General features: G+C 70.3%; 20 protein-coding genes. 17 read left to right on the top strand and 3 right to left on the bottom strand.

From position 1 onward, the window contains the following. Positions 1-52 precede the first annotated feature (52 nt). From IE97_RS0123535 to IE97_RS0123470, 14 genes are all read left to right on the top strand, one after another. Positions 53-1054 carry an FKBP-type peptidyl-prolyl cis-trans isomerase gene (locus IE97_RS0123535; protein ID WP_030243998.1) on the top strand — a complete coding sequence of 334 codons (1002 nt, stop codon included), beginning with the start codon at positions 53-55 and terminating at the stop codon, positions 1052-1054. Positions 1055-1115: 61 nt separating this feature from the next. Beyond that, positions 1116-1487, top strand: a complete 372-nt coding sequence (locus IE97_RS0123530) for an FKBP-type peptidyl-prolyl cis-trans isomerase (protein WP_030243994.1) — start codon at positions 1116-1118, stop codon at positions 1485-1487. 127 nt (positions 1488-1614) lie between these two features. Continuing rightward, positions 1615-2592: a helix-turn-helix transcriptional regulator gene (locus tag IE97_RS0123525; RefSeq protein ID WP_030243990.1), complete on the top strand. Its 978-nt coding sequence runs from the start codon at positions 1615-1617 to the stop codon at positions 2590-2592. A 19-nt stretch (positions 2593-2611) separates the two neighbouring features. Beyond that, positions 2612-3700, top strand: coding sequence for a helix-turn-helix transcriptional regulator (locus IE97_RS0123520; protein ID WP_078603356.1), 1089 nt, complete (start codon positions 2612-2614; stop codon positions 3698-3700). 94 nt (positions 3701-3794) lie between these two features. Continuing rightward, positions 3795-4088, top strand: a complete 294-nt coding sequence (locus tag IE97_RS0123515; RefSeq protein WP_030243985.1) for a hypothetical protein — start codon at positions 3795-3797, stop codon at positions 4086-4088. A 44-nt stretch (positions 4089-4132) separates the two neighbouring features. Further along, positions 4133-4327 carry a hypothetical protein gene (locus IE97_RS0123510; RefSeq protein WP_030243983.1) on the top strand — a complete coding sequence of 65 codons (195 nt, stop codon included), beginning with the start codon at positions 4133-4135 and terminating at the stop codon, positions 4325-4327. A gap of 260 nt (positions 4328-4587) precedes the next feature. Next, on the top strand, positions 4588-4872 hold the full coding sequence (gene tatA / locus IE97_RS0123505) for a Sec-independent protein translocase subunit TatA (RefSeq protein ID WP_030243981.1): 285 nt from the start codon (positions 4588-4590) through the stop codon (positions 4870-4872). A gap of 48 nt (positions 4873-4920) precedes the next feature. Beyond that, a complete protein-coding gene (gene tatC, locus IE97_RS0123500; protein ID WP_030243978.1) occupies positions 4921-5874 on the top strand; it encodes a twin-arginine translocase subunit TatC in 954 nt (317 codons plus the stop codon). A 147-nt stretch (positions 5875-6021) separates the two neighbouring features. Next, positions 6022-8871, top strand: coding sequence for a DEAD/DEAH box helicase (locus IE97_RS0123495; protein WP_030243975.1), 2850 nt, complete (start codon positions 6022-6024; stop codon positions 8869-8871). A gap of 278 nt (positions 8872-9149) precedes the next feature. Then, positions 9150-10793, top strand: a complete 1644-nt coding sequence (locus tag IE97_RS0123490; RefSeq protein WP_078603355.1) for a sensor histidine kinase — start codon at positions 9150-9152, stop codon at positions 10791-10793. Continuing rightward, positions 10790-11197 carry a roadblock/LC7 domain-containing protein gene (locus tag IE97_RS0123485; protein ID WP_030243970.1) on the top strand — a complete coding sequence of 136 codons (408 nt, stop codon included), beginning with the start codon at positions 10790-10792 and terminating at the stop codon, positions 11195-11197. The genes IE97_RS0123490 and IE97_RS0123485 overlap by 4 nt, the downstream gene beginning before the upstream one ends. Continuing rightward, a complete protein-coding gene (locus IE97_RS0123480; protein WP_030243968.1) occupies positions 11194-11598 on the top strand; it encodes a DUF742 domain-containing protein in 405 nt (134 codons plus the stop codon). Before IE97_RS0123485 ends, IE97_RS0123480 begins: the two co-directional genes overlap by 4 nt. After that, positions 11579-12199 carry a GTP-binding protein gene (locus IE97_RS0123475; RefSeq protein ID WP_030243964.1) on the top strand — a complete coding sequence of 207 codons (621 nt, stop codon included), beginning with the start codon at positions 11579-11581 and terminating at the stop codon, positions 12197-12199. Before IE97_RS0123480 ends, IE97_RS0123475 begins: the two co-directional genes overlap by 20 nt. A 69-nt stretch (positions 12200-12268) precedes the next feature. Beyond that, a complete protein-coding gene (locus IE97_RS0123470) occupies positions 12269-13807 on the top strand; it encodes a cytochrome P450 (protein WP_030243962.1) in 1539 nt (512 codons plus the stop codon). Here IE97_RS0123470 and IE97_RS0123465 read toward each other — a convergent pair. Continuing rightward, on the bottom strand, positions 13801-14790 hold the full coding sequence (locus tag IE97_RS0123465; protein ID WP_030243960.1) for an RluA family pseudouridine synthase: 990 nt from the start codon (positions 14788-14790) through the stop codon (positions 13801-13803). The two genes, IE97_RS0123470 and IE97_RS0123465, sit on opposite strands and share 7 nt — an antisense overlap. An 80-nt stretch (positions 14791-14870) precedes the next feature. Between IE97_RS0123465 and IE97_RS0123460 the strand changes: the two genes are divergently transcribed. Continuing rightward, positions 14871-15452: a GNAT family N-acetyltransferase gene (locus tag IE97_RS0123460; RefSeq protein ID WP_030243957.1), complete on the top strand. Its 582-nt coding sequence runs from the start codon at positions 14871-14873 to the stop codon at positions 15450-15452. Positions 15453-15473: 21 nt separating this feature from the next. Here IE97_RS0123460 and IE97_RS0123455 read toward each other — a convergent pair whose 3' ends face one another. Together IE97_RS0123455 and IE97_RS0123450 are read right to left on the bottom strand one after the other, a co-directional pair. Further along, complete coding sequence (locus tag IE97_RS0123455) at positions 15474-16316, bottom strand: siderophore-interacting protein (protein WP_030243954.1); 843 nt, start codon at positions 16314-16316, stop codon at positions 15474-15476. 120 nt (positions 16317-16436) lie between these two features. Beyond that, the gene (locus tag IE97_RS0123450; RefSeq protein WP_234310819.1) at positions 16437-17366 is read right to left on the bottom strand and encodes a 5'-3' exonuclease; all 930 of its coding nucleotides are present in this window, start codon (positions 17364-17366) and stop codon (positions 16437-16439) included. 172 nt (positions 17367-17538) lie between these two features. Between IE97_RS0123450 and IE97_RS0123445 the strand changes: the two genes are divergently transcribed. Together IE97_RS0123445 and IE97_RS0123440 are read left to right on the top strand one after the other, a co-directional pair. Then, positions 17539-18630, top strand: coding sequence for a quaternary amine ABC transporter ATP-binding protein (locus tag IE97_RS0123445; protein ID WP_030243948.1), 1092 nt, complete (start codon positions 17539-17541; stop codon positions 18628-18630). Beyond that, a complete protein-coding gene (locus IE97_RS0123440; protein ID WP_030243945.1) occupies positions 18623-21238 on the top strand; it encodes an ABC transporter permease/substrate binding protein in 2616 nt (871 codons plus the stop codon). Before IE97_RS0123445 ends, IE97_RS0123440 begins: the two co-directional genes overlap by 8 nt. The last annotated feature ends 164 nt before the right edge of the window (positions 21239-21402 follow it).

Genomic DNA, 21402 nt, shown 5'->3' with positions numbered 1-21402 from the left:
GTAGAGTTGCGCGCACGCCATCAGAAGATCGATTGATTACGAGGCCCCCACAGTGCGCCGACGCTCACTTCTCATCGCCGTTCCCGCAGGACTGGCCACGCTCGCCGCATGCGGTGACGACAAGTCCGACTCGAGCAAGGCCAGCGACAGCCCGTCGCCCTCGGCGTCCGCCCCGTCCTCGGCCCCGCCGCCGAAGATCGTGGACGGTCCGCTGCCGGCGGTCACCGCGGGCACGAAGTTCGACGAGAAGCCGACGGTGGCCAAGGGCAGCGGCGAGCCGTCGAAGCAGCTGGCGGTGAAGACGCTGATCGCGGGCAGCGGCAAGGCCGTCGCGGAGAACGACTTCGTCGTGGCGAACTACCTGGGCCAGGTCTGGAACACCGCCAAGGTCTTCGACAACTCCTACGACCGCAAGGCCCGGCTGGCCATCCAGCTCACCCAGGGCCGGATCATCGACGGCTGGCGGTACGCGCTGGCGGGCAAGAAGGCCGGCAGCCGCGTCGAGATGGCCGTCCCGCCCACCTGGGGCTACGGCTCGCAGGGCAACCCGCAGGCGGGCATCAAGGGCACCGACACCCTGGTCTTCGTCGTCGACGTGCAGGACACCTTCAACGCCACCAGCTCCGCCAAGGGCGAGGAGGTCCCCCAGGAGAACGCGGACCTGCCCAAGGTGGGGACCAACACCGACGGCAAGGCGCCCTCCATCGAGGTGCCCGAGGCGACCGCCCCGAAGAAGCTCGTCGCGGAGTACGTCCTGGAGGGCGACGGCGAGAAGGTCGCCGCCGAGGACAGCGTCCTCGTGCAGTACAAGGGCGTGCTGTGGGACGGCGGCAAGGAGTTCGACTCGTCCTACGCCAACAAGCAGCTGGTGTCGTTCTCGCTGCAGCAGGTCGTCAAGGGCTGGGCGCAGGGCCTGACCGGCAAGAAGGTCGGCAGCCGGGTCCTCATCGTGATCCCGCCGAAGCTGGGCTACGGGGACAACCCGCCGCAGGGCAGCGGCATCAAGAAGGACTCCACGCTGGTCTTTTCGGTGGACATCCTCGCGAAGCTGTGACGCGCGTGGGATGTAAGACTGTGCGTGTTCGCCTTTTCGCAGACAAGCAGGAGCTAGAGACGTGAGCATCGACAAGCCCGAGATCGACTTCCCGGGCGGCGAGCCCCCGGCGGACCTCGAGATCAAGGACATCTGGGAAGGCGACGGCCCGGTCGCGCAGGCTGGCCAGACCGTCACCGTGCACTACGTGGGTGTCTCGTTCAGCACGGGCGAGGAGTTCGACGCCAGCTGGAACCGCGGCACCCCCTTCCGCTTCCCGCTGGGCGGCGGCCGGGTCATCAAGGGCTGGGACCAGGGCGTGCAGGGCATGAAGGTCGGCGGCCGCCGCCAGCTGACCATCCCCGCCCACCTCGCCTACGGCAACCAGAGCCCGACCCCGGCGATCAAGCCCGGCGAGACGCTGATCTTCGTGGTCGACCTGCTCGGGGTCTGAGCAAGGTCCGACAGACTCGATCACGTGGGGCCCATGCCTGTTCGGGCATGGGCCCTCGGCTTTGCCGCGCCCCCGCGGGGCGGTACGGTCAACGTCGTCAAGCACCATAGGGAGGCGAAGGGCGTCGATGGCCATTGCCAAGGCCGAGCGGCTGATGAACCTGGCGCTGTGTCTGCTCGGGACGCGACGTCCGCTCAGCAAGCGCGAGCTGCGCGACTCCATCGAGGCCTACGTCGAGGCCTTCGGGCCGGGCAACGGCGCGAGCGGCAACGACGACTCCTTCAACCGCATGTTCGAGCGTGACAAGGACGACCTGCGGGAACTCGGACTGGTCATCGAGACCGTCGAGAGCCTCGAGGGCGAGATCGGCTACCTGGCCCGCCGCGACAGCAACCGCCTCCCGCCCATCACCCTGGACGCCGAGGAAGCCGCCGCGCTGGGACTCGCCGCCAAGGTGTGGCAGCAGGCCCGGCTCGCCGGCGCGGCCAGCGGCGCCCTGCAGAAGCTGCGCGCCGCGGGGCTGCCGGAGGACGTCGACCCGTACGGGCCGCACGGCGCGCTGGAGCCGCGCATCCCCGTGCACGAGGCGGCGTTCGAGCCGCTGATGCTCGCCTGCCGGGACCGCCGGCCGGTCGTGTTCGACTACCGCAAGGCCACCGCCGCACGTCCCGAGCAGCGGCACGTGGAGCCGTGGGCGCTGGAGTGCTGGCGGGGCCACTGGTACCTGGCCGGGTGGGACCGCGACCGTGGCGCCGAGCGGGTCTTCCGGCTCTCCCGGATCACCGGCAAGGTCCGCTCGCGGGGCGGCCGGTACACGGCCCCAGTGCCGGACGTCGTCACGGTCCGTGAGACCGTCGCGAGCTGGGCCGGGGAGATCGCCGACCGGTCGGCCCGGATCCGGCTGCGCTCGGACGCGGGTTACCCCCTTCGGGCGAAGGCCACCGCTGTCCGGGAACTCGGCAACGGCTGGGACGAGTTGGAGATTCCGTACGGCCACGGGCTGGACGCCTGGCTGGTGGAGTTCGGGCCGGACGTGGTCGTCCTGGAGCCCGCCGAGCTGCGGGCCGACGTGGTGGACCGGCTGCGGGCCGTGGCCAAGGGCTGAGGGGGAGCGGAGCAAGACAGTGGCAGGCAAACCGGTCAGGCCCGTGAACGCCATCGACCAGACCCGGCGGATGCTCTCCTTGGTGACCTATCTGAGGGAGCGGCCCGGGGCGCGGGTCGAGGACGTCGCGCGCGCCTTCGGCATCACCGAGGACGAGCTGGTCTCCGACCTGGACGTGCTGCCCATGTGCGGTACCAGCTTCCGCGGCGGCGACCTGCTCGACATCGACACCGACGGTGAGCGCATCTGGTGGCACAACCCGGCCGCCCTCGCGGCGGAAGCGGCCGAGCCGCTCAGACTCGCCGCCGACGAGGCGACCGCCCTGCTCGTCGCCGCCCGGGCGGTGGCCACGCTGCCCGGACTGCGCGAGAGCGACCGGCAGGCGCTGCTGCGGGCGACGGCCAAGGTGGAGACCGCGGCCGGCGAGGCGGCGGGTGCCAGCTCGCGCCTGTCGGTGACCTTCGAGTCCGAGGGCGGTGTCTTCGCGGACGTCGACCGGGCGATCGCGGAGCGCCGTCGCCTGTGGATCCGCTACTACTCGCCCGCGCGCGACGAGGTCACCGAGCGGGAGATCGACCCGATCCGCCTGGTCAGTGTCGGCCACACCTACGTGGAGGCCTGGTGCCGCCGCTCCGAGGCGCGCCGCACCTTCCGGCTCGACCGGGTCGCCGAGATCAGGATCCTGGACGAGCCGTCGGCGCCGCCGGAGATCGAGCTGCGGGATCTGTCGGAGGGGCTGGTGCAGCCCGCGGCCGAGGACCCGGAGGTCGTGGTCGAGGTCGGACCCGGCGGCCGCTGGGTCGCCGAGTACTACCCGCACGACAGTGCGGATGAACTCGCGGACGGCGGGCTGCGTATCACTCTGCGGACCCCCGACCCGGCATCGCTGCGGCGTCTGGCGCTGCGGCTCGGGCGGGACGGCCGCATCGTGTCGCCGCACGAGCTCGCCGACAGCGCCCGGCAGGCGGCGCGTGAGGCGCTCGCGGCGTACGACGGGATCGAGTCGGCCGCGGCGGCCGACACCGTGGAGGCGGCCGGGGCAGCCGGGCCGCACGCGCCGCGTTCGGCGCACACCACTCCGGCCGGGCCGAACGGCGGGCGTGCGTGAGCCGTCGCGGCGGGCGGTGCCGCGGGGCCGGCCGTTCCGCGTCCGGACTCTGGCGTCCCGGGGGCGGATCACCCGAGGATGAGGAGCGAGGGCTGTGAGCGAGTCGGTGACGTCCGGTGCGCGGGGCTTGACGGTGGAGTCGGCGTTCGCCGGGATGAGGAGCGTGCCCCCGGTGGTGTTCCGGGCGGGCTGCCCGGACTGCCGTGAGCGCTTCGAGCTCTCCGCGAGCGCTCTGCGCCTCGCCATCGGCGCCACGAGCCGCACCACCTTCTACTCGTTCACCTGCCCGGAGTGCGGCGCGTCCGTCCGCAAGCCCGCCGGGGAGCGAATCGTGGAACTGCTCACCGGCGGCGGCGTACGGACCCTGCGGCTGCACTCGACCCTCTGAGGGTCTGGTCTTCGGCCGCACCGGGACGGTCTAGGCTCGGCGTCATGTTCTGGCCGATGTTCGCGATTGCCGTGGGGTTTGTGGGACTCGCCGTGCTGGGGGTGCTGTCCGTGCGGGTCTTCATCGAGGCGCAGCGTCTGGGCAGGCAGGTCACGGACTCGGCGCGGCGCATCAACCGGGCCGCCGAGGACCTGGAGCGGGCGGCGGAGAGCGCGGCCCGGTCCGTTGACGCCCTGTGAGCCGCCCAGGCGGGAGGCTGTGAGTCGTGCTTTGGGCCGGTTCGCCCTGTCACCTCGGTGGTTTCGACAGGTACTCTGCTGGTCGCGGCCCGGTTAACGAGGCACTGGCCGCGGACGGGAGTACGCACAGGGGATGCAGAGGGATTGCCTCACGTTTACCCCTGAGCGTTACGATCGCTGTCAGCACGATCGTTCGGACACTTGTCCGACCGGTCGGACAGCACCCCACCACAGCCGCCTCGGTGAGAAGGTAAAGACTTATGTTCGGAAGGCTCGGAGCCCCCGAGATCATTCTCATCCTCGTCGTCATCATCCTGCTGTTCGGCGCGAAGAAGCTTCCGGACATGGCGCGGTCGCTCGGCAAGTCCGCCCGCATCCTCAAGAGCGAGGCCAAGGCGATGAAGGACGACGGCAAGTCGTCCACGACCCCGGCCGGCCCGCCCAACAACGACGAGCAGCCCGCGCAGCGCACCATCCAGGCCGCGCCCGGTGACGTGACCAGCTCCCGCCCGGTCAACGAACCGACGGACACGACCAAGCGCTGACGCAGGGCCGGTGACCTCCCGGCCCGCCGCACGAGATGGGAACGTGGGTTGCTGAAGTCTGCCCGCAAGCAGGAGAAGGATCCCGAGGGGCGGATGCCCCTTGCGGAGCACCTTCGCGAGCTCCGCAACCGGCTCGTGAAGAGTCTGCTGGCGATCGTTGTCACGACGGTCGTCGCCGCCTTCTTCTACAAGGACATCATCCAGTTCTTCACGGATCCCATCCTTGAGGCGGTGGGATGCCAGTACAGCTTCGCCGAACTGGCGAAGGGCACCGAAGAGACCCAGTGCGCGCGAATCGTCCAGAACGGTCTGCTGAGCCCGTTCACGCTCGCTCTGACGGTGTCGCTGTCCGCCGGTGTGGCCCTTGCGGCTCCGGTGTGGCTGTACCAGTTGTGGGCCTTCGTGGCGCCAGGCCTGCACCGGCATGAGAAGAAGTACTCACTCGCCTTCGTGGCCGCGGGGTTCCCGCTGTTCCTCACGGGGGCGTACTTCGCGTACTGGTCGCTGCCCAAGATGGCGTCCGTGATGCTCGAGTTCTCGATCATCGGCAGCGACAACCAGCTTCCCCTCGACGATCTCCTGCAGCTGGTCATGCGGATGATCATCGTCTTCGGCCTCTCCTTCGAGCTGCCGCTGTTGCTGGTCATGCTGAACTTCGGCGGCGTCCTCTCCGGCAAGAGGATGGCCGGCTGGTGGCGGGGCATGATCATGGGCATCACGTTGTTCGCCGCGATCGCCACCCCCAGCACCGACCCGATCTCCATGCTTGCCCTGGCAGGCCCCATCTGGATCATGTACTTCGGCGCGAGCGCGATCGCCCTCGCGAACGACAGGCGGCGTGCCCGTCGTGAGGCGGAGGAGCCCGCCGACGACGAGGCCTCGGAGCTCGATCTCACCCCGGAAAGCGTCGGCGAGGTTGAAGCGGTGACGGCTGGCCCCGCCCTTCCGAAGCAGGCGGACACCGCCCGGGATCGTGTGAACGGCTACGACGACGTCACATAGCCGTCGAGGCAGGGGCGGGTCGAGACAAGAACGCAGCGGTAACGAGCAGGTGCCCCACCCAGCGAAGGTGGGGCACCTGCTCGTGAGTCGGGTGAAGCGGTTTCTGGTCGGTTGTGCATGGCTGACTGCCGCGCAGTGATCCGGATAATGATCGTCCTGTTGTCAGCGCGGCCCGGTACGCTCGAAAGCACGATGACAGAGGATCTCTCACCGGCCGAGCGGTACGCGGCAGCCCGTAGGCGCGCTGCCGAGCAGGCCACCGCGCTCGCCTCCTTCCGCGAGATGTACGACTTCGGCCTCGACCCCTTCCAGATCGAGGCCTGCCAGGCGCTCGAAGCGGGGAAGGGCGTGCTGGTCGCCGCGCCCACCGGTTCCGGCAAGACGATCGTCGGCGAGTTCGCCGTCCACCTCGCCCTCCAGCAGGGCAAGAAGTGCTTCTACACGACGCCCATCAAGGCGCTGTCGAACCAGAAGTACGCCGACCTGTGCCGCCGTTACGGCACGGAGAAGGTGGGCCTGCTCACCGGCGACAACAGCGTCAACTCCGACGCCCCCGTGGTCGTGATGACCACCGAGGTGCTGCGGAACATGCTGTACGCCGGTTCCCAGACCCTCCTCGGCCTCGGCTACGTGGTCATGGACGAGGTGCACTACCTCTCCGACCGGTTCCGGGGAGCCGTCTGGGAGGAGGTGATCATTCACCTTCCCGACTCGGTCACCCTGATCTCGCTCTCGGCGACCGTGTCGAACGCCGAGGAGTTCGGTGACTGGCTCGACACGGTCCGCGGGGACACCGAGGTGATCGTCTCCGAGCACCGGCCCGTGCCGCTGTTCCAGCACGTGCTGGCGGGGCGGCGGATGTACGACCTGTTCGAGGAGGGCGAGGGCCGGAAGAGGGCCGTCAACCCCGATCTCACGCGCATGGCGCGCATGGAGGCGAGCCGGCCGTCGTACCAGGACCGTCGGCGCGGCCGGTCCATGCGCGACGCCGACCGCGAGCGTGAGCGCAGGCAGCGGTCCCGGGTGTGGACACCGAGCCGGCCCGAGGTCATCGAGCGGCTCGACGCCGAGGGGCTGTTGCCCGCGATCACCTTCATCTTCAGCCGCGCCGCCTGTGAGGCCGCCGTCCAGCAGTGCCTGTACGCGGGGCTCCGGCTCAACGACGAGGAGGCCCGCGAGCAGGTGCGCTCGCTGGTCGAGGAACGCACGGCGTCCATCCCGGCCGAGGACCTGCACGTCCTCGGCTACTACGAGTGGCTGGAGGGCCTGGAGCGCGGCATCGCCGCCCACCACGCGGGCATGCTGCCGACCTTCAAGGAGGTCGTCGAGGAACTCTTCGTGCGCGGCCTGGTGAAGGCCGTGTTCGCCACCGAGACCCTCGCCCTCGGCATCAACATGCCCGCCCGCTCGGTCGTGCTGGAGAAGCTCGTCAAGTGGAACGGCGAGCAGCACGCGGACATCACGCCGGGGGAGTTCACACAGCTGACGGGGCGTGCGGGGCGCCGCGGTATCGACGTCGAGGGCCACGCCGTGGTGCTCTGGCAGCGCGGTATGAACCCCGAGCACCTGGCGGGGCTCGCGGGCACGCGCACGTACCCGCTGCGCTCCAGCTTCAAGCCGTCGTACAACATGGCGGTCAACCTGGTCGAACAGTTCGGGCGGCACCGTTCGCGCGAGCTGCTGGAGACGTCCTTCGCACAGTTCCAGGCGGACAAGTCGGTCGTCGGCATCTCCCGTCAGGTGCAGCGCAACGAGGAGGGGCTCGAGGGCTACAAGGCCTCCATGACCTGCCACCTCGGTGACTTCGAGGAATACGCGCGACTGCGCCGCGAACTGAAGGACCGGGAGAACGAGATCGCCCGGCAGGGCGCGGCACAGCGGCGCGCCGAGGCCGCCGTCGCGCTGGAGAAGCTGAAGCCCGGTGACGTCATCCACGTGCCCACCGGCAAGTACGCGGGCCTGGCGCTGGTGCTGGACCCGGGCCTGCCCGCGGGCCGTTCCAACGGACACCGCGGTTTCGAGCACCACGACGGGCCGCGCCCGCTGGTGCTGACCGCCGAGCGGCAGGTGAAGCGGCTGGCGTCCATCGACTTCCCGGTGCCGGTCGAGCCGCTGGAGCGGATGCGGATCCCGAAGTCCTTCAACCCCCGTTCCCCGCAGTCCCGCCGGGACCTCGCCTCCGCGCTGCGCACCAAGGCCGGGCACATCCCGGCCGAGCGGCATCGCAAGCGGCGCTCCCAGGCGGCCGACGACCGCGAGATCGCCCGGCTGCGCACCGCGCTCCGCGCCCACCCGTGCCACGGGTGCAACGACCGGGAGGACCACGCCCGTTGGGCCGAGCGGTACCACCGGCTGCTGCGGGACACCTCGCAGCTGGAGCGGCGGATCGAGGGCCGTACGAACACGATCGCCCGGACCTTCGACCGTATCGTCGCGCTGCTGACCGAGATGGACTACCTGCGCGCCGACGAGGTCACCGAGCACGGCAAGCGGCTCGCGCGGCTGTACGGCGAACTGGACCTGCTCGCCAGCGAGTGTCTGCGCGAGGGCGTCTGGGAGGGGCTGGCGCCGGCCGAACTCGCCGCATGCGTCTCGGCGTTGGTGTTCGAGTCGCGCGTCGCGGACGACGCGATGGCGCCGAAGCTGCCTTCGGGGAAGGCCAAGGCCGCGCTGGGCGAGATGGTGCGGATCTGGGGCCGGCTGGACGCGCTGGAGGAGGAGTTCCGGATCACCCAGACCGAGGGCGTCGGGCAGCGCGAGCCGGACCTCGGTTTCGCCTGGGCCGCGTACATGTGGGCCTCCGGGAAGGGGCTCGACGAGGTGCTGCGCGAGGCGGAGATGCCGGCGGGGGACTTCGTGCGGTGGTGCAAGCAGGTCATCGACGTCCTGGGTCAGATCGCGGCGGCCGCGCCGCAGGGGTCCTCAGTGGTGAAGAACGCCCGCAAGGCCGTTGATCTGTTGCTGCGGGGTGTTGTCGCCTACTCGTCGGTGGGGTGAGCGGCAGAACAGCGCTGTACTGAAGCCCATTCACCCGTTGTGGTGAGTGGGCTTTCGTACGCTCGTCCGCTGTTACGTAAAGCATTCGATCAGTGTCGCAGCGTATAAACGGCCGAGCGTACTATCCCTCCGCGTCCGGTTTCCGGCGGATGCTGAATATGACACGGCGATGATCCGGTCGGACTAAGCTCGCCCGCAGCGCACCGGCTTGAGGTGAATTCGTGCGCTTGTTCCCCAATGTGCGGAAGCCCCCAGTTGACTCCTGTCAGAAGGCCTACATGGTGAGTGTCCAATCCCCGCCCGGTCGCGGTGAACTTCCCTACGCCCGCGTGCTGTTGCTGCCGGCCATAGTGATGGCGGCGGCGACCGGCGCCGCCGTCGCCCTGGTGACGGCGCCGGCCCGGCTCGCCGTCGGCTGGTGCGGTGGCCTCGCCACCGTGCTGGTGATCGCGACGGCGGCCGAGGCGGTGCGCCGTGGCCGTGCCCTGCGGCGGCAGCGGGGCGAGCACGCCCGGCACAGCGCGTATCTGGAACAGCGGATCGCCGCCCACGAACACGAGTTGGTCCGCTTCTCGAGGGAGATCATCCCCGCTGCGCTCGATCTGCTGCGCGCCGGAGAATCCCCCAGGGAGGCGATCCGCAAGCTCGGCCTGGCCAACCCCGCCTACCGGGATCTCCCCGCTCCGCAGCACGAGACGCTGCTGAAGCTGCTCAAAATCGTCGACTACGAAGTCACCATGCGGGACGCCGCCGCGCGCTCCTTCGTCAGTGTCGCCCGTCGCGTCCAGGCGATCATCCATCAGCAGGCCGAGGAACTGAGGGAGATGGAGGAGGACCACGGCCGTAACCCCGAGGTCTTCGACGACCTGCTGCGCATCGACCACGGCAACGCCCTGATCGGCCGTCTCGCCGACTCCGTCTCCGTCCTCGGCGGCGGGCGTCCCGGACGGCAGTGGCCCGAGCCGGTGTCCCTTTACAGCACGCTGCGCGGCGCCATGTCCCGCATCCTGGAGTACCGGCGCATCCAGCTGTCCTCCATCGCCAAGGTCAGCGTGAAGGGCATCTACGTCGAGCCGGTCATCCACGCCGCCGCCGAACTCCTCGACAACGCCACGCGCTACTCGCCGCCGCAGACCAAGGTGCACGTCACGGCCACCGAGGTGCAGACCGGCGTCTGCATCGAGATCGAGGACGGCGGTGTCAACCTCAACGAGGAGGCACGGACCCGGATCGAGGGCATGCTGGAGGCCGCCAAGGCGGGCGTCGACCTCCAGGACATCGGTGAGCACCCGCGCCTGGGCCTGGCCGTCGTGGGCCGCCTCTGCACGGCGTACAACATGCAGGTCTCGCTGCGCGCCTCCGCGTACGGCGGCGTCCGCGCCATCCTCATCGTGCCGAGCGAGATGATCACCCACGAGCCCGGCGTCGGACTCGCCCACGGCATCGGGGCCACCGGCATCCCCATGACGGTCGGCATCCCCGAGGGACCGAAGCGCGCCCCCAAGCGGCGCCGCCCCACCAGCCCGAAGATCCCCGCGACGGTCTCCCTGGAGGACGACGACGTCCCCGAGGTCACCGAGTGGACGGCGAACGGCCTGCCGCAGCGCCGCAGCCGCGTGAAGACGCCGCTCGCCGAGCGGCTCGCCCAGCAGGCCGCGAACGAGAAGGCCGACCGGGAGGCCGCCGAGCGCGGCGAGTACAACCCGTGGGCTGCGACACAGGAACCCGAGACCAAGCCCCTGCGCGACATGTCGGCGCCCGACGCCCCCGGCAAGGGCCTCGAAGCCTTCTGGGAGGGACTGAAGCAGGGCATCGAACCCGGCACGCACCCGACCGACTTCATCCGGAACCCGACCAAGTACCTGCACCTGCTCAACGACCCGGCCCCCACCGAGGCCGACGACGAGGGGGACCTCAAGTGATCCAGCAGCGAGGCAACTTCGACTGGATGCTCAAGCAGCTCGCCGACGGCGTGCCGGGCATCGAGATGATCGTGGTGCTCTCGGCCGACGGACTGCGCATCGCCCGCCACGGCGGCGAGCCCGACGCGGCCGACCGCGTGGCCGCGGCCTGTGCCGGCCTGCAGTCCCTCGCGAGCAGCATCTGCCAGGAACTCACCGTCGGCGACGGCGAGATGAAACTGGTCATGATCGAGATCGACCGCGGCTACTTCTACCTGATGAACGCCGGAGCCAACGCCTTCCTCGCGGTGCTCTCCGACGTGCGGTGCGAACCCGGCCGGATGAGCGCCATGATGCGCGATCTGGTCGTCCGGATCGGCGGCCATCTCACCAGTCCGCCGCGGCGGAACGGGCAGACCGTATGACGCCTCCGCAACGCCAGAGGCGCAGCTCCGCACCGGAATCGCCTCCCCAGCCCTCCCAGGAGGGCGAAGGCCACGTCAGGAACCCGGAGCGGATGTACGTGGTGGCCGGCCCGGACGGGGAGCGGGCCGAGCTCGACCTGGTGACTCTGATCGTGGCACGTGTCGCGGACCCGCCGCCCTCCGCCTCCCCCGAGCAGGCGGCGCTGCTCCGGCTCTGCGCCGCCCCCCTGTCCGTGGCCGAGCTGTCGGCCTACCTCCACCTGCCGTTCAGCGCGATGGGCGTCCTGCTCACCGAACTGCTGACGGCGGAACTGGTGCAGGCGCGCGCCCCGATCGTCCGCCAGTCACGCACCGACCGTTCCCTTCTCGAAGCGGTGATGAATGGACTTCAACGGCTCTGACACCATCCCGGGCCCCCGGGCCGAGGACCAGCTGCCCCACACGGCGCAGTCCGCGGCCAAGATCGTGATCGTGGGAGGCTTCGGCGTCGGCAAGACCACCATGGTCGGCTCGGTCAGCGAGATCACACCGCTGACCACCGAGGAGACCATGACGCAGGCCGGCATCGGTGTGGACGACAACTTCGGCTCCGCGTCCAAGACGGCCACCACCGTGGCCATGGACTTCGGCCGGATCAGCATCACCGAGCAGCTCGTGCTGTACCTCTTCGGCACGCCCGGCCAGCAGCGCTTCTGGTTCCTGTGGAACGGCCTGTTCGAGGGCGCGCTCGGCGCGGTGGTGCTGGTCGACACCCGCCGGCTGGAGGTCAGCTTCGACGTCATGGGGCGACTGGAGGAGCGCGGCGTGCCGTTCGTGGTCGCCGTCAACTCCTTCCCCGACGCGCCCCGTTACGCCGTCGAGGAGCTGCGCACGGCCCTCGACCTCACCCCGGACATCCCGATCATGGAGTGCGACGCGCGGCGCCGGGCCTCCAGCCGTGACGTGCTGATGACCTTGATGCGCTTCCTGCACTCCCTCGCGATGACCGGCAGGCGCGCCTGATCCCGGGCCCGCGCCCGCCCCACCCTCTCCCCCCATACACCGATCCACCTCAGTTTCGGAGCGACCACTGTGACGCCTGAATCCCACGCCCCGCCCCCCGCCTGCCCCGCGCACGGCCTCGGGCCCGGAGGACTGCACCGGCTGCACGAGTCGGAGGACCTGGGAGCGCTGTACGAACAACTGCGGGAGGAGCACGGCCCCGTCGCGCCGGTGCTGCTCCACGACGACGTGCCGATGTGGATCGTCCTCGGCCACGCCGAGAACCTGCACATGGTGCGCTCGCCCTCGCAGTTCTGCAGGGACAGCCGTATCTGGACGCCCCTGAGGGACGGCCTGGTCAAGCCCGACCACCCGCTGATGCCGCACATCGCCTGGCAGCCCATCGCCTCGCACGCCGAGGGCGACGAGCACAAGCGGCTGCGCGGCGCCGTCATGGGCGCCATCTCGACCATCGACTTCCGCAGCCTGCGCCGCTACATCAACCGCAGCTCGCAGGCCATCGTCAACCGCTTCTGCGAGGAGGGCGAGGCCGACCTCGTCAGCCAGTTCACCGAGCACCTGCCGATGGCCGTGATGTGCGAGATCCTCGGCATGCCCGACGATTACGACGACCGTCTGGTCGAGGCCGCCCGCGACGCGCTCAAGGGCACCGAGACCGCCATCGCCAGCCACTCCTACGTCATGGACGCCCTCAGCCGGCTCACCGCCCGGCGCCGCGCCCAGCCCGAGGAGGACCTCGCCAGCTACCTGATCAGCCACCCGGCCCGCCTCACCGACGACGAGGTCAGGGAGCACCTGCGCCTGGTGCTCTTCGCCGCCTACGAGGCCACCACCAACCTGCTGTCCAACGTGCTGCTCACGGTGCTGATCGACCCGCGCTTCAGAGCCCAGCTCAACGGCGGCCAGATGACGGTGCCGGAGGCGGTGGAGCAGTCGCTGTGGAACGAGCCGCCGTTCAGCACGGTCTTCGCCTACTTCGCCAAGCAGGAGACCGAGCTCGGCGGGCAGCGCATCCGCCGGGGCGACGGGCTCCTCTTCGCCCCGCTCCCGGCCAACGTCGACCCGCGGATCCGGCCGGACCTGTCCGCCAGCATGCAGGGCAACCGCTCCCACCTCGCGTTCGGCGGCGGCCCGCACGAGTGCCCCGGGCAGGACATCGGCCGCTCCATCGCCGACGTCGGTGTGGACGCGCTGCTGATGCGGCTTCCGGACGTCGAACTCGACTGCGACCAGGACGAGTTGCGCTGGACGGCGTCCATCGCCTCCCGCCACCTCGTGTCCCTGCCGGTGCAGTTCTCGCCCAAGCCACCGCAGGACGTGTCGGAGACGCCCCACCACAACGCCGTCCCCAAGCAGCGCGACTGGCAGATCGGCGCCGGGCCGGCGCAGCCCCGGCCCGCGCCGGCTGCCGCGCGGGTGCCGCAGCCGACCCCTGCCCAGCCGCAGCCGACCCCTGCCCAGCCGCAGCCGACCCCTGCCCAGCCGCAGCCGACCCCTTCCCAGCCGCAGCCGGTCCCCGTGCACCCGCAGGCGCAGCCGGCGGCGGAGGAGCCCGTCCGCCGCAGAGGCGTCTGGCAGCGCTTGCTGCGCTGGTGGCAGGGCTACTGACGGCCGGTCGGGCCGTCGTACGTTCCGGCGGCCCACCGGTCGTACGACGTCCACGCGGCGAGCTCCCGGCCGCTGCGGAACCGGCGCTCCCCGCCCGTGACCGGGTCGGTGAACTCCAGGGCCCGTGCCAGCAGCTGCAGCGGGCGCCGGAAGTCACCGGCCGGCACGGGGCCGGTCACCTCCGGGTAGAGCGGGTCGCCGAGGATCGGCACGCCCAGCGCGGCCATGTGGACGCGCAGCTGATGGGTCTGCCCGGTGCCGGGTGCCAGCCGGTACCGGGCGAGACCGCCGTTCCCGTCGGAGCGGTGCTCGACGAGCTCGACGCGGCTGACGGCGTTGGGCTCGCCCGCCACCTCCCGGGCCGTGAGCACCCCGCGCTCCTTCACGATCCGGCTGCGTACGGTCCGGGGCAGCTCGAGCCCTGGATCGTACGGGGCGACGGCCTCGTACTCCTTGCGCACCCGCCGGTCGCGGAACAGCGTCTGGTACGCGCCGCGTTCCTCAGGGCGCACGGTGAACAGCACGAGTCCGGCGGTGAGCCGGTCCAGGCGGTGGGCGGCGGTGAGCGCCGGGATCTCCAGCTCCCGGCGCAGCCGGGCCAGCGCGGTCTCGGCGACATGGCTGCCGCGCGGGGTGGTGGCGAGGAAGTGGGGCTTGTCGACGACGACGATGTGCTCGTCCCGGTGCACGACCTCCAGCGGGAACGGCACCGGTACCTCGTCGGGCAGGTCCCGGTGGAACCACACGAACATCCCCGGCACGTAGGGCGCGTCGGCGGCCACGGCCCTCCCGTCCGCCCCGACGATCAGCCCCGCGTCGAACATCCCGTCGACGACCCCGTCACCCGCCCCGGTGAGCCGTTCCACCAGATGCTCACGCACCGTGGCCCACGCGCCCTCGGCGGGCAACCGCACCCGCACCGGATCCACCCCGTGGCGCTGCGGCAGGGGAGAGGGCGGGAGCACGGTTCTGCGTCGTCTCATCGCGGCCCAGCGTACGAGGCGGTCACACCCCGGTGGAAAACCACTGGGACCGCCCACCGGGCCCTTGCCAGGATGCGGGCATGCCTTTTCTCACCAGCCCGGTCCTGAGCGACGGGACCCTCGCCGGCCGCCCGCAGCCCACCGTGCCCACCGGCGACGGGCTCCTCCTGCGCCCCTGGCGCGACGCGGACGCGCCCGCGGTGCACGAGGTCTTCCAGGATCCCGTGATGCACCAGTGGCACGCCCGCTCCGCCGACACCGTGGCGGAGGTCGCCGGCTGGATCGGTGACTGGCGGCGGGCGTGGCAGGAGGAGCGTGCGGCGCAGTGGGCCGTCGTCGGCGCGGACACCGACTCGCTGCTGGGGCGGGTGGCGCTGCGCGAGATACGGCTCGTCGACGGCAGTGCGGAGATGGCCTACTGGACCGTCCCGGCCGCCCGGGGCCGGGGCATCGCCGTCCGGGCCGCGGACGCCCTCGCCCGCTGGGCCCTCGACGAAGTCGGTTTCCACCGGCTTGAGCTGCTGCACGCCGTGCGGAACGAGGCGTCCTGCCGGGTGGCGACCAGGACCGGCTTCGTCTTCGAGGGCATCAAGCGCAAGGCCGTTCTGCACCCGGACGGCTGGCACGACATGCATCTGCACGCGCGCCTGCGGGGCGACTGAGGGGCCTCCTCACGGCCGGGCTCAGGCGGCCGGCGTGTTCTCCTGCTCGGCCTCGATACGGGCGTTCCACTCGCGCTTCGAGGCCTGCCAGCCGTCCTCGTTGTGGCCGAGCCGCCAGTAGCCGGAGATGGACAGGTCCTCGCGTGCGATGTGGCGCTCGACCCGGAGCAGATGACGCAGTTCCTTCACGAAGTGCGCCTCGCCGTGGACGAAGGCGTGCACCCGGCCCTCGGGGAACTCCAGGTCCCGTACGGCCTCGACCAGCGCCTCGCCGAGGGGCCGGTCACCGCGGTGCAGCCAGACGACCTCCACATCCGAGTCGATCTTCTGTTCCTCCTCGGGCCCGGAGACCTCCACGAAGGCGTGCGCCCTGGCCCCGCGCGGCAACGTCTCCAGGGCGCGGGCGATCGCGGGCAGCGCGCTCTCGTCGCCGGCCAGCAGATGCCAGTCGGCCTCCGGATCGGGCGCGTACGCCCCGCCGGGCCCCATGAACCGGACGGTCTCGCCCGGCTGGACCCGCGTCGCCCACGGGCCGGCCAGGCCCTCGTCACCGTGGATGACGAAGTCCAGCGTCAGCTCGCGGTGCTCGGCGTCCCACTGGCGCACTGTGTACGTCCGGGTCACCGGCCACTGTTCGCGCGGGAACTCGTCGCGGACGCGCTGCAGGTCGAAGGGTTCCGGATAGGTCACGCCCGCCGGCGGGAACAGCAGCTTCACATAGTGGTCGGTGCAGGTGTCCGCCGCGAAGTCGGCGAGGCCCTCGCCACCGAGCACCACGCGCTGCATGTGCGGGGTCAGCCGCTCGGTGCGGACGACCTGAGCGGAGCGCGTTCTGCGCGGCTGGCGTCCCGGTCGCTCTGCCATGAGGACCTCCCGGTTCACATAGTTAGGGTTACCTAAGTTAGCACCTCGGGCCCAGTGAACACCTCTTGGGTAAGAGGTTCATGAGAGCCCGTGTCCTCAGGAACCCGCCGGCCCCGCCCGTCACACTCCCAGTGTCGCGAGCAGCCGCTCCAGCGACCCGCCCAGTCCCCACCGGACCGCCAGCGTCTGAAGCCCCGCCGGGTCACGCGGTGCCCCGGGCAGCGCCGTCGAGACGTCCGGCAGCGGGACGTCGTCCGCGACCCGGACCACCTTCGGCGCGACCGCGAGGTACGGGCGCGCCTCGTCCAGCCTCCTGCGCTGCGTCGGTGTCAGCTTCGACCGCCGGTCCTCGACCGCCGCCATGATCCCGGCCAGGTCGCCGTACTCGGCCAGCAGCTTGGCGGCCGTCTTCTCGCCGATGCCCGGCACGCCCGGCAGGCCGTCGCTCGGGTCACCGCGCAGCAGTGCCAGATCCGCGTACCCGCTGCCGTCGACCCCATACTTCCCCCGCAGCACGGCCTCATCGGTGAGCTGCAGCGTGCCCACGCCCTTCAGCGGGTACAGCACGCGCACGCCGCGCGCGTCGTCGACCAGCTGGTACAGGTCGCGATCGCCCGTGACGATGTCGACCGGGCCCTTCGCCCGTGCCGTGAACGTGCCGATCACGTCGTCCGCCTCGTAGCCCGCGACGCCCACGCGCGCGATGCCCACCGCGTCCAGCACCGCCTCGATGGCCGGCACCTGCGGCGACAGCGTGTCGGGAACCACCTCCTCGTCCGGGCCGGCCGCGTGCTCCTCGGCGACGCGGTGCGCCTTGTAGGAGGGGATCAGCTCGACCCGCCACTGGGGCCGCCAGTCGGCGTCCATGCAGGCCACGAGGTGGTCCGGCCGGTGGTCCCTGACCAGCCGGTCGATGAAGTCGAGCAGCCCGCGCACGGCGTTCACCGGAGTGCCGTCCGGTGCCCGGACCGACTCGGGCACCCCGAAGTAGGCGCGGAAGTACAGGGAGGCGGTGTCGAGGAGCATCAGTCGTCCGGTCACGTCACGCATCATGCCGTACGCCACCGACAGTGACGCGTCTTGGATGTGACGCACCCCACTTGTGCGTTTGAGATCCGGGTTCGGGGGGAGGTGCCGCCCCGGATCGAGGCTGATTGCGCATTTCAACTGTTTTTTGCGCCCTGTCCTCGCTCTGTTCTATTCGTCGAAAACAGAGGTGCACGTGTCAGCGACGCTTGAGGCAGAGAGCCTGTACAAGGTGTTCGGCAGAAGACCGGACCGGGCGGTCGAGCGGCTCCGTGACGGAGCCGACCGGGAGGAACTGCGCGCCGAGGGCACGACCGCCGCCGTCATCGACGCGTCCTTCACCGTGGAGCCCGGCCAGATCTTCGTCGTCATGGGCCTGTCCGGCTCCGGCAAGTCCACCCTGCTGCGCATGCTGAACGGCCTGCTCGAGCCGACCGCCGGACACGTCCGCTTCGACGGCCAGGACCTGACCACGCTGAGCGACCGCGAGCTGCGCCAGGTCCGCTCCCGGAAGATCAGCATGGTGTTCCAGCACTTCGCGCTCTTCCCGCACCGCAGCGTGCGCGAGAACGCCGCCTACGGTCTGGAAGTGCAGGGCGTGCCCCGCGCCGAGCGCGTACGCCGCGCCGACGAGGCGCTCGCCCTGTGCGGGCTGGCCGGCTGGGAGAAGTCCTGGCCCGACGAGTTGTCCGGCGGCATGCAGCAGCGCGTCGGACTCGCCCGCGCGCTCGCGACCGACGCCGACCTGCTGCTGATGGACGAGTCCTTCAGCGCCCTGGACCCGCTGATCCGCCGCGACATGCAGGACCAGCTGCTGGAGCTGCAGCGGAAGCTCAAGAAGACGATCGTCTTCATCACCCACGACCTGAACGAGGCCATGCGCCTGGGCGACCGCATCGCCGTCATGCGCGACGGGCGGATCGTGCAGACAGGCACCGCGCAGGACATCCTGCTGCGGCCGGAGAACGACTACGTCGCCTCCTTCACCCAGGACGTCGACCGCTCCCGCGTCCTGACCGCCGGCGAACTCATGGACACCTCGGTCACCGCCGACACCCCCGGCTGCCACTGCGAGACGGCCACGGCCGACACCCCCTTCGCCGAGCTGTGCGCGATCAGCGCCCGGCTCTCCCACCCGGTCCCGGTCGTGGACGAGGACGACAAGCAGATCGGCGTCGTCCCCCGGCAGCGCCTGGTCGGCTTCCTCGGCGACGCGCAGGACGCGACCCCGCAGCCGTGCGACTCCCCGCGGGACAAGGGCGGAGAGAAGGTGACCGCCCGTGCCTAGGATTCAGCTCGGCACCTGGGTCAATGACGCGGTCGACTGGCTCACCACCCACATGGCGTGGCTGTTCGACTTCTGCAAGTCCGTCTTCCTCGGCCTCTACGACGGCATCAACGCCGTCCTCCAGGCCCCCGAACCGCTGCTCCTCGCGGGCATCTTCGCCGTGATCGCCTTCTGGCTGCGCGGCACCCTCGCCGGTGTCCTCACGTTCGCCGGGTTCGCGTTCATCGACTCCCTCGAACTGTGGGAGAACGCGATGATCACCCTGGCGCTCGTCCTGGTGGCGACCGTCATCGCGCTGGTGATCTCCATACCCGTCGGCATCTGGGCGGCCCGCTCGGACCGCGTCAGCGGGCTGGTCCGGCCCGTCCTGGACTTCATGCAGACGCTGCCCGCGATGATCTACCTCATCCCGGCGATCCTCTTCTTCGGCACCGGCGCCCCCGCGGGCATCGTCGCCACCCTGATCTTCGCGCTCGCCCCGGGCGTACGCATGACCGAGCTGGGCATCCGACAGGTCGACAAGGAACTGGTCGAGGCGGCCGAGGCGTTCGGCACCACACCCCGCAACACCCTGCTGCGGGTCCAGCTTCCGCTCGCCCTGCCCACCGTCATGGCCGGCGTCAACCAGGTCATCATGCTCGGCCTGTCCATGGCCGCCATCGCCGGCATGGTCGGCACCGGCGGCCTCGGCGGCGACGTCAACGAGGCCATCGGCCAGCTCAACGTCGGCCTCGGCTCCGAAGCCGGTGTGGCCATCGTGATCCTCGCGATCTACCTGGACCGCATGACCAGCGCCCTGGGCACCCAGGTCTCGCCGCTCGGCCGCCGCGCCGCCGCCAAGCTGCGCGCCGCGCAGGGGCTGAAGGTCTGGTCGTACCGGCCCCGCCCGGCCGTCGCCGTGATCGGCGTCGTCGTCCTCGCGCTCACCGCAGGCGGCATGGGCGTCTTCGGCAGCGGCACCACCACCTCCACCGCCGCGGCCGGCGGCAAGAACGTCGGCCAGGGCAAGAAGATCAGCATCGGCTACATCCCCTGGGACGAGGGCGTCGCCTCCACCTTCCTGTGGAAGGAGGTCCTGGAACAGCGCGGCTACCAGGTCGAGGCCAAGCAGTTCGACGCCGGCCCGCTCTACACCTCGCTCGCCCAGGGCGACGTCGACTTCCAGACGGACGCCTGGCTGCCCACCACCCACGCCCAGTACTGGAAGAAGTACGGCAATCAGCTTGACGACCTCGGCGCCTGGTACGACAAGACGTCCCTGGAGCTGAGCGTGCCCTCCTACATGAAGGGCGTCGACTCCCTGGAGGACCTCAAGGGCAGGGCGTCCGAGTTCGGCGGCAGGATCACCGGCATCGAGTCCAGCGCCGGCGAGATGGCCCTGCTCAAGAGCAAGGTCCTCAAGGACTACGGCCTGGACAAGGAGTACCGGGTCGTCGACAGCTCCACACCCGCGATGCTGGCCGAGCTGAAGCGCGCCTACGCCCAGAAGAAGCCGATCGTCGTCACGCTCTGGTCGCCGCACTGGGCGTACAACGACTACGACCTCAAGAAGCTCAAGGACCCCAAGGGCGCCTGGGGCGAGGGCGACGGGGTGCACACCCTGTCCCGCGAGGGCTTCAAGGACGACGACCCGACGGTCGCCGGCTGGCTGAAGAACTTCCGGATGGGCGAGAAGGAGCTCACCAGCCTCGAGGCCGAGATCAACAAGGCGGGCAAGGGCAACCAGCAGCAGGCCGTCCGCGCCTGGCTGAAGCAGAACCCCGGCTTCGCCGACAAGATGGCCCCGGTGAAGAACGCCGGCGGCACCCCTGCCGAGGCCGAGCGGCCGCTGGACGTGGCGTGGTTCCCCTGGGACGAGGACATCGCCGTCACCTACCTGTGGAAGAACGTCCTGGAGCGGCGCGGCTACAAGCTGAACCTGAAGCAGATGGACGTCGGCCCGGTCTACACGGGGCTGGCCTCGGGGGATCTCGACCTCAACTTCGACGCCTGGCTGCCCTACGCCCAGAAGAACTACTGGGACAAGAACAAGGACCGGCTCAAGGACCTCGGCACCTGGTACGAACCCACCTCCCTGGAGATCGCCGTACCGTCCTACGTGAAGGGCGTCGACTCCCTGGAGGACCTCAAGGGCAAGGCCGATACCTTCAAGGGGAAGATCATCGGCATCGAGCCGGGCACCGGCGAGATGGACCTGCTGAAGAACAAGGTGCTGCCCGGCTACGGCCTCGACAAGGAGTACGAGGTCGTCGACGGGTCCACCCCGGCCATGCTGGCCGAGCTGAAGCGTGCCTACGCCAAGAAGGAGCCGATCGCCGTCACCCTCTGGTCGCCGCACTGGGCGTACAGCGACTACGAGCTGACCAAGCTGAAGGACCCCCGGAAGGCCTTCGGTGAGGGCAACACGATCCGCACCATTTCCAACGAGAAGTTCCCCGAGCAGTACCCCCGGCTCACGAAGTGGATCAAGAACTTCAGGATGAGTGAGGACGAGCTCGGCTCGCTGGAGAGCGAGATCAAGGACCGCGGTCAGGGCCATGAGGAAGAGGCCGTCGCCGCGTGGCTCGAGGAGCACCCCGGCATGGCGGAGCGCATGACGCCGCAGTGACTCCGCAGTAGGGTTCCGGGGTGGGACGCGCGACACGCGCGTGCCACCCCGCACCTGTTTCCACGAGACGAGCGGATCCGGACAACCGCAGCGCACCAGGCCGTCCCCGACCCCCTCTCCCTCGTATGACGTCGATGTGACGGGCACCGGAAACGGTTTGCCGG

It is taken from the genome of Streptomyces sp. NRRL S-455 (genome assembly GCF_000717875.1).
GTDB lineage: Bacteria > Actinomycetota > Actinomycetes > Streptomycetales > Streptomycetaceae > Streptomyces.
Note: the sequence above shows the minus strand (reverse complement) of the source record. Positions and strands in the feature narration are given on the sequence as shown.